An 8,531-nucleotide genomic window follows, 5' to 3' on the forward strand; every position below is an offset into this window, starting at 1 on the left:
GATTTTCCACAGATTAGTATCTGCAGTACCTGGTAAGCATAAAAAAGCCGGTAAGAACTAATTGCTCATACCGGCTCTGAGGTCTTTCAGAACTTAATTAGCGGAAATGCTATTCAGTATCTGTAGTCTGAGTTGCTTTACTGTCTTCAGCTTTTGCTGTTGATTCAGCGGGGCTCACCTCAACCTTAACAGCTGACAGCTCTGGTGACTTAGGAGCCGCCGCGCTTTCAGTTTCAGCTGATTGCGCTCTTGGGTCATTGTGAACCCGGTTAGAGCGGTTAGGTCTACGACGGCGAGCTGGCTTTTTAACTTCGACTTTATGCTCATCAGCCGGCTTCGCTTCGGCTTTAGGGCTTGTATTGCCAGTTATTTCTTTTGTCGCGCTTTCCTTATCAGCAACAGCTTGCGTCTTCGTTGGAGAGGCATCCGACTTGCTGTTTGTCGCTTTATTGCCTCGATTTCTACGAGGGTTACGGCTACGAGGTCGGCGAGTCGAAGTTTTCTCTTCGCTATCACTAGAGCTGGCATCTGATGTAGTTACTTCAGTTGCAGTTTCATCACTTGTTTCTGCTTTGCTCTCTTTTGCTGCTTTAGGCGAATCTACAGCTTTAGTTTCGGCAACTTCAGCTTTATCAGAGCTTTTATTTTCCTTGCTTTCAGTTGCAGCAGGTGCAGGGCTAGCGTTGCTACTCGCTTGAGGCAATGAACTCTTCTCTTCTACCTTAGGTTTTGAGACTTCTGCTTTAGGCTCAGTTGTAGCGACAGGCTTAGTTGTTTCCTTAAGGCTTTCGCTTGCTGTGCTAACTGCACCCTTGGTGTCAGTTTCAGCATTCTTCGTAGGAGCTTTGCTACGGCGCTCGCCACGGTTTTCTGAACGTCTACGGTTAGAAGAGCGAGTAGTGGATTTATTTTCGCTGCTTTTAGCTTCAGGCTTTGTGGTATTGGCTTCTACACTGTCGTCCGCTTTTGCTAAGGTATTGTTTACCACGGGCGCTTCTTCAGGGCGTTGTTTATCCTCATATTTCTTGGCAGGACGGTTACCGCTACGATTTCTGCGCTGCGAACCTTCTTTGTTCTGAGTGCGTGAATCGTTTTGCTTCTGGTCGCGAGTGTTCTCAGAATTTGATCTGTTGCCGCGATTATCATTGCTACGACGCGAGTCATTGTTTTGATTGCGTCGGTTACGTTGGTTGCCGCGATCATCTCTGCGATTTTCATCGCGTTGATTTCGATTTTGGCCAGACTTATTACGGTTGCGGTTGTTGCCTGAAGCGTTATCGCCAGACTGAGAGTCTCGTTGCTTGTTTCTATTCTTCTGGTTACTGCGGTTGCCTTGAGTGCTGCGCTGCTGCTTTCTAGCAGGTGCTTCATTAGCAACAGAGGAGGCTTTCTCTTCTGCGCTGAACATTGCCGATAGCTTGGATTTCAAACGCTTCATTAGGCCAGTTTCTTCGCTTTGCTCAGCTTGCTTTTGAGGTGCAGCTTCAGTTGCAGGCGCTGAAACTTGAGGTGCAGGGCTAGCATGTGAAATAGATTTAACCGCAGCTTCTTCGCGCACGACTTCTTTTGCTGCGGCTGTTGGAACTGCTTGTTCCTCTGGCTGTGTTGTTTCTATTTTGTAACTAGCTTGATCATCACTGGTTTCGTCTTCACGAAGTCTACGTAACTCATAGTGAGGCGTATCCATAGCCATGTCAGGAATGATGATAACGCGAACAGACTGCCTGCGTTCAATCTCCTGAATTTGTTGGCGCTTCTCGTTTAATAAGAAAGTAGCGACAGGAACCGGCAGGACTGCTTGGACCGAACCTGTTTTCTCTTTAGAGGCTTCTTCATACATTAGGCGCATGATTGACAGTGCTAAAGATTCAACGTCACGAATCGTACCTTGTCCGCTACAGCGAGGGCATACTGCTGCGCGGGTCTCACTTAGTGAAGGTCGTAAACGCTGTCGTGACATTTCAAGGAGCCCGAAACGAGATATCTTGCCAACCTGAACGCGTGCGCGGTCAAGTTCTAGGGCTTTACGCATGCGGTTTTCAACGTCACGTTGATTTTTTGCAGGGCCCATATCGATAAAGTCGATAACAACCAAACCACCCATATCTCGTAAACGAAGCTGGCGAGCAATTTCTTCTGCAGCTTCAAGGTTAGTTTGAAGTGCTGTCTCTTCAATGTCGCTGCCCTTAGTTGCACGAGCTGAGTTGATATCGATTGAAACAAGTGCTTCCGTTGGGTCGATAACAATTGAGCCGCCAGAAGGCAGTTTTACTTCGCGTTGGAACGCTGTCTCGATTTGAGCTTCGATCTGATAACGGCTGAATAATGGCGTTTCGTCTTGGTAGAGTTTGATCTTGCTTTCATAAGCAGGCATAACTGAACGAACGAAATTTAGAACATCTTCAAACACAAGCGGTGCGTCAACAAGTACTTCGCCAATGTCCTGGCGCAAGTAATCGCGAATAGCACGGATGATGACATTGCTTTCCTGGTATATGAGGAAAGGAGCGGGGCGGCTTTCAGAAGCGCTGGTAATTGATTCCCAAAATTGTAGAAGGTAATCAAGGTCCCATTGTAGCTCTTCTGTTGAACGACCTACGCCAGCAGTACGAACGATAACACCCATGTTGCGTGGCGTTTCAAGGCCGGACATGGCTTCTTTAAGTTGTGAGCGGTCGTCGCCTTCGATGCGGCGAGAAATGCCGCCAGCACGTGCGTTATTAGGCATAAGAACCAAGTAACGACCGGCAAGGCTGATAAAGGTCGTCAGTGCGGCGCCTTTGTTGCCACGCTCTTCTTTATCAACCTGAACTATAACTTCCTGACCTTCTCTTAAGGCTTGCTTGATATTGACCCGGCCTTTACCGGCAGCGGGGTCAAAATATTCTTTAGAGATTTCTTTTAAAGGGAGGAAACCGTGGCGCTCAGCACCAAAATCANCAAATGCAGCTTCAAGGCTGGGCTCGATACGAGTGATCTTACCTTTATAAATGTTTGCTTTTTTCTGTTCGCGAGAACTCGCTTCGATATCAAGATCGTAGAGTTTTTGGCCGTCTACAAGGGCAACACGTAACTCTTCACTTTGAGTTGCGTTTATAAGCATTCTTTTCATGAATGAAATCCAGTTTTGTGCTGGAAATCGCAGGAAGACAGCTTGGTTTAAAGTAAAATTACTCAGCTATAAATCAAGTTAGCGAGCTAACAAATTCCAATACATAGCAGCAACACCCAGTACCCGTGACAAATTCGCGGTGGGGAAGTGGCCACATATGGCGTTTGTTGGTTTTACTTCTATTTCCTAACTATTGTCTGGTCTTATTGCTTCCTTCAAATGATCTGGGCATATGTATTTATGCTCGCTCAAGTCCGGTGCTGCCTTTCAACGCTAAGAAGTAAGTGATAGTGCGTACTAACATTAATGGTCTGCGTTCAATCGCAAGACTTTGTTGTCTGCATCACTTACGGGCTATAAATTCTGTTTTCCTAATGCGATTCCACGCTTTAGTTTTATTTCCAGAGCTTAAATTGCTCTGGAATCCTAATTAATTTACGACATGACAGAGCTTTCTATACCGTGTCGTGTTGTCTGTACTTTCTACTTTTCACTCTGTTGGTGGAAAGGCTCGCTTTATGTATTCTTTTTCATTGCGTGCGTACAAAACTTTCAACGCCTATTTAGCTTGTGTCGCAAGCAAATAGCTGTCGGTTTTCTGTCTATATAATCTGTCGTCTTACTGCTCCGTGGGCTTTTAGCTATATAGTTGACTGAACTCAGCTGAATCTATATAGGGGAATGCGCCTTTCAATGTAACTTTTTTACGGGACCAGTGTGTTGAAGGTGGGCTGATGACAGTGGAAAAAACGGATGAACCAAGTTTGTATTCCTGAGATTTCTTGTCACTCACTCTATATTGTCTGTTACTGCTAATCGATCACAGCGAGCGGGCTCCTTACAACAACGCAGAAATATAGCAGTAATTACTTGTCGCAGCAAATATATCAAGTAATATGACTGATTTTTAAGGCGCATCCAAAGTTCAGGGTGATCTAAGTAGAGAATAGAATGAGTGAAAAACAAGCCGCTGAAGGTGGTGAAAAGCGCAAAACAAATGACAGGCCAGCTGTCCGCATCGTAACAGTAACGGCAAAGAATGAAGGGCAGCGAGTCGATAACTTTTTGCTTTCTCAGCTTAAGGGTGTGCCAAAGTCTAAAATATATAAAGTCATTCGAAAGGGTGAGGTGCGGATTAATAAGGGGCGCTGCAAGCCTGAAACCAAATTGGCGATTGATGACCTTGTTAGAATTCCACCGATTGTTGTTGCAAGTAGCTCTAAAGGCGCTATTAGGGTGAGTGACAATCTTCTTGAGTTTATTGCCTCAGCTATTATTTATGAAGATAAGCAGCTGCTAGTAATCAACAAGCCTTCCGGTTTAGCTGTGCATGGCGGAAGTGGCGTTAATTACGGCTTAATTGAGGCGCTACGCAAGCGTTACCCGGAAACCCAGTTTCTTGAGTTGGTGCACCGCTTGGATAGGGATACATCGGGTTGTATCTTGGTGGCTAAGTCGCGGCCTGCCTTGCGAGACTTGCATGCGCAGTTTCGTAATGATGAGGTTAACAAGATTTACCATATGGCCGTTTTCGGTAAGTGGCCAAAGCATAAAAAGCGCGTTGACGCGCCCCTTAAGAAGAATGAATTAAAATCTGGTGAACGCATTGTTGTTGTACACCAGGACGGGAAGCCAAGTCAGACCTTGTTCAAGATCTTATCTAGTGCTGAGAATTTTACCTTAGTCGAAGCTAAGCCGGTGACCGGGCGAACTCATCAGATTCGTGTTCATGCCGCATTTTCCGGGCATGCAATTGTGGGGGATGATAAGTATATCCCGCGCGATTTGGTGCAGTTTAGAGGAATGGAAAAAGCTCGATTGATGCTGCATGCAAAAGAGATTCACTTTACCTTGCCTGGCGGTAGGGCGATGAGTTTTGAGGCGCCCTACGACGAAGTATATGAAGCTAATTTGAAAAAGATGGGCTTGGTGTAGTGTTATGAAGTACCCTGTATATATATTTGATTGGGACGGGACTTTAGTCGACTCTGAGCAGCATATTGTTGCGAGTCTTGAGTATGCCGCTAATAAGCTCTCCTTGCCCGATCTCGGGCATGATGCCTATAAGAATATTATTGGTTTAGGGATGGTGGAGGCTTTGCAAAGCTTGTATCCAAGCCTGTCGGATAAGGATGTTGAAAATATGCGGCAATCTTATGCGGAGTTCTTTTTTCGCCGTGAGATGACGCAGGAAAATCTGTTTGACGGCGTTATTGAGACGCTTGAGGCGCTTAAGGCGGGTGGTCTTAGTTTGGCAGTTGCTACAGGTAAGAGTCGAAATGGCTTGAATCTCGCGTTAAAGGCGACCGGGCTTGGGCACTATTTTGATATTGAGCGCTGTGCGGACGAAACACGCTCAAAACCTCACCCAATGATGCTGGAAGAGATTTGTTCATACTATGGTGTGCCTGCGAAAGAGTGCGTGATGGTTGGCGACACGGAGTATGACTTGAAGATGGCTTCAAATTTCGGGATGGATGCAATCGGTGTGAGTTATGGGGTTCATGAAGTGAGTCGCTTGTCCGTACATGAGCCAAAAGCAATAATTGATCATTTTTCAGAGCTGATAAAGCTGAATGTAAGTTAGAGGGTAGTAAATTTTGGATTCAGAGAATAATACTAAAGAGTGGAAGTTGATTGAAAAGACTGTTTCTCAGTTAGGTGTTGAGCAGCGTAAGGCTCGTCGCTGGGGTGTGTTTTTTAAGCTGCTAACATTTGCTTATCTTTTTGTCTTATTGTTTATGATGAGCGAGGGTTTATCGCCGGATAAGATAAGTGATACTGAACAATATACCGCATTGGTTAATCTGGAAGGTGTGATTGCTTCAGGCGAAGAGGCGAATGCAGACTTTTTGGTGACGGGTTTGAGAGCAGCTTTTGAAGCTGAGGGAACTCAAGCTGTTGTCTTGCGCATTAATAGTCCTGGTGGCAGCCCGGTTCAATCAGGGTATGTTTATGATGAAATTAAACGACTTCGTGGCTTATACCCTGAAACGCCACTCTATGCAGTGATCAGCGATATTGGTGCTTCAGGTGCATATTACATTGCTGCGGCTGCGGATAAGATTTACGCTGATAAGGCAAGTTTGGTTGGTTCTATCGGTGTAGTGGCTTCAGGTTTTGGTTTTGTTGATACGATGAAGAAGCTTGGCGTCGAAAGACGTTTATATACAGCGGGAGCTCATAAGGGCTTTCTAGATCCTTTTAGCGATGAAAAGGGTGATGAGGTTGAGTTTTGGGAGTCGGTGCTGAATACCACGCATCAGCAGTTTATTGCTAAAGTGAAAGAAGGGCGTGGAGAGCGGTTGAAGGTTGATGAAGAGATCTTTAGTGGTCTGATCTGGAGTGGTGAGCAGGCCTTGGAAAAAGGTTTGGTTGATGGTTTGGGTAGTGCAGGTTATGTTGCAAGAGAAGTGGTTGGAGCTGAGGAAATTATTGATTTTACGCCGCAGCCAGACCCCTTTGAGCGCTTCACGAAAACGCTGGGTATTGCGGCAGGGAGTGCTGTAGGTAAACTTTTAACGACTAGCCCACTGACTATTCAGTAGTATGGTTTAGAATGACTAAAGGCGAGCATTAGCTCGCCTTTTTTTGTGCCTGGGAAATTCTAGCTATTCCAGAATAGTGTATTTCTTTCAGGTCGGGAAAGCTAAGTCGCTGGTCTATAACAGTATTGCTGCGTATAAATGAAGCTGAGTAGAGTTATGTACGTGGTTATCCCGGTGCCATTTTGATTTGGTCGTTGTAGGTTTGTAGCTAAATTGCAGGCATAAAAAAAGCGATCCGAAGATCGCTTTTTTGAAGGCTAGCTAAAGATTACTTAGCTGCTTTCTTTGCACGCTCTTCTTCCATTACTTTTTCAGCAACAGAGTTAGGGCATTGTGCGTAGTGATCAAATTCCATAGAGAACTGACCACGACCAGAGGTCATTGTACGTAGTGAGCCGATGTAACCAAACATTTCTGAAAGTGGTACATTTGCTTTGATGCGCACGCCAGAAGCGCCTGCATCCTGACCTTCGATCATGCCACGACGACGGTTCAAATCACCAATTACGTCACCAACGTGATCTTCAGGCGTAAATACGTCAACCTTCATGATTGGCTCAAGAAGCTTAGGTTGTGCCTTTGGAATTGACTGACGGAAAGCGCCTTTTGCAGCAATTTCAAATGCAACAGCAGAGGAGTCAACCGCGTGGAAACCACCGTCGAACAGCTCAACCTCAACATCTAGTACTGGGAAGCCAGCAAGAACACCGGTCTCCATCATGCTTTGGAAGCCTTTCTCGATAGCTGGGAAGAATTCCTTAGGTACGTTACCACCTACAACTGTAGATGAGAATGTGAAACCAGAATTCTGCTCACCTGGCTTGATACGGTAATCGATCTTACCGAACTGACCAGAACCACCAGACTGCTTCTTGTGCGTATATGAATCTTCAACTTCAGCCGTGATTGTTTCACGGTATGCAACCTGAGGTTCACCAACTTCTAGCTCAACGCCATAAGTACGGTTCAGGATGTCTACTTTGATGTCTAGGTGAAGCTCACCCATTCCGCGTAGAATTGTTTCACCTGAGTCTTCGTCAGTGTGAACCTGGAATGTTGGATCTTCTGCAACCATCTTACCGATCGCGATACCCATTTTCTCAGAACCGCCTTTGTCTTTAGGCTTAACAGCAATCGAGATTACTGGCTCAGGGAAGACCATCGCTTCAAGTGTACATTCGTGCTTGGGATCACAAAGTGTGTGACCTGTTTGAACGTTTTTCATGCCGACGATTGCAAGGATGTCACCAGCTTGAGCTGAATCTAGCTCGTTACGATCTTCAGCTTCCATCTCACACATACGGCCGATACGCTCAGTCTTACCTGTGAAGGAGTTAAGTACTGTGTCGCCTTTGTTCAGCTTACCTGAATAAACTCGGATAAAGGTAAGTGCGCCGAAACGGTCATCCATGATCTTAAATGCAAGTGCGCGGAATGGCTCGTCAACAGCAACTGTAGCAACTTCGCCAGTTGGCTCGCCCACTTCATCAGTCAATGGCTGAGGAATAACTTCTGTGGGTGAAGGCAAGTAGTCAACAACAGCATCAAGAATTAACTGGATACCTTTGTTCTTAAATGCAGAGCCACAGTAAGTAGGGAAGAATGTCAGGTCATTAGTACCTTTACGAATACAGGCTTTGATCTGTTCCGTAGTTGGCATTTCGCCTTCCATGTACGCCATCATGATGTCGTCATCAACCTCAACAGCTGTTTCAATCAACTGCTCGTGATACATGTCTACATCGTCAACCATATCGGCTGGAACGTCTTCTACTTTGAAGTTTTCAGGTAGGCCTGTGTCATCCCAAACATAAGCTTTCTTAGAAAGAATATCGACAACACCAACAAAGTCATCTTCGGTTCCGATTGGA

Annotated in this window: 5 protein-coding genes; 3 read left to right on the forward strand and 2 right to left on the reverse strand. The window is 45.6% G+C overall.

The genetic code is table 11. The features are described 5' to 3' along the window. Positions 1 to 109 precede the first annotated feature (109 nt). Positions 110 to 3,112 (reverse strand): ribonuclease E, encoded by a 3,003-nt coding sequence (gene rne, locus A3766_RS02030; protein ID WP_068641554.1) that lies wholly within the window; start codon positions 3,110 to 3,112, stop codon positions 110 to 112. 951 nt (positions 3,113 to 4,063) lie between these two features. Here rne and rluC point away from each other — a divergent pair. The 3 genes from rluC to A3766_RS02045 are packed head-to-tail and all read left to right on the forward strand — an operon-like array spanning position 4,064 to position 6,660. Continuing rightward, positions 4,064 to 5,047, forward strand: a complete 984-nt coding sequence (gene rluC, locus A3766_RS02035) for a 23S rRNA pseudouridine(955/2504/2580) synthase RluC (protein ID WP_068507957.1) — start codon at positions 4,064 to 4,066, stop codon at positions 5,045 to 5,047. Between the two features lie 4 nt (positions 5,048 to 5,051). Continuing rightward, positions 5,052 to 5,699, forward strand: a complete 648-nt coding sequence (locus A3766_RS02040) for an HAD-IA family hydrolase (RefSeq protein ID WP_068507955.1) — start codon at positions 5,052 to 5,054, stop codon at positions 5,697 to 5,699. A gap of 13 nt (positions 5,700 to 5,712) precedes the next feature. Next, positions 5,713 to 6,660: a S49 family peptidase gene (locus tag A3766_RS02045; protein WP_231872200.1), complete on the forward strand. Its 948-nt coding sequence runs from the start codon at positions 5,713 to 5,715 to the stop codon at positions 6,658 to 6,660. 268 nt (positions 6,661 to 6,928) lie between these two features. Here A3766_RS02045 and fusA read toward each other — a convergent pair. Then, a partial coding sequence (fusA, locus tag A3766_RS02050; RefSeq protein WP_068641556.1) for an elongation factor G occupies positions 6,929 to 8,531 on the reverse strand: 1,603 nt, incomplete at its 5' end.

This window comes from Oleiphilus sp. HI0132 (assembly GCF_001635845.1).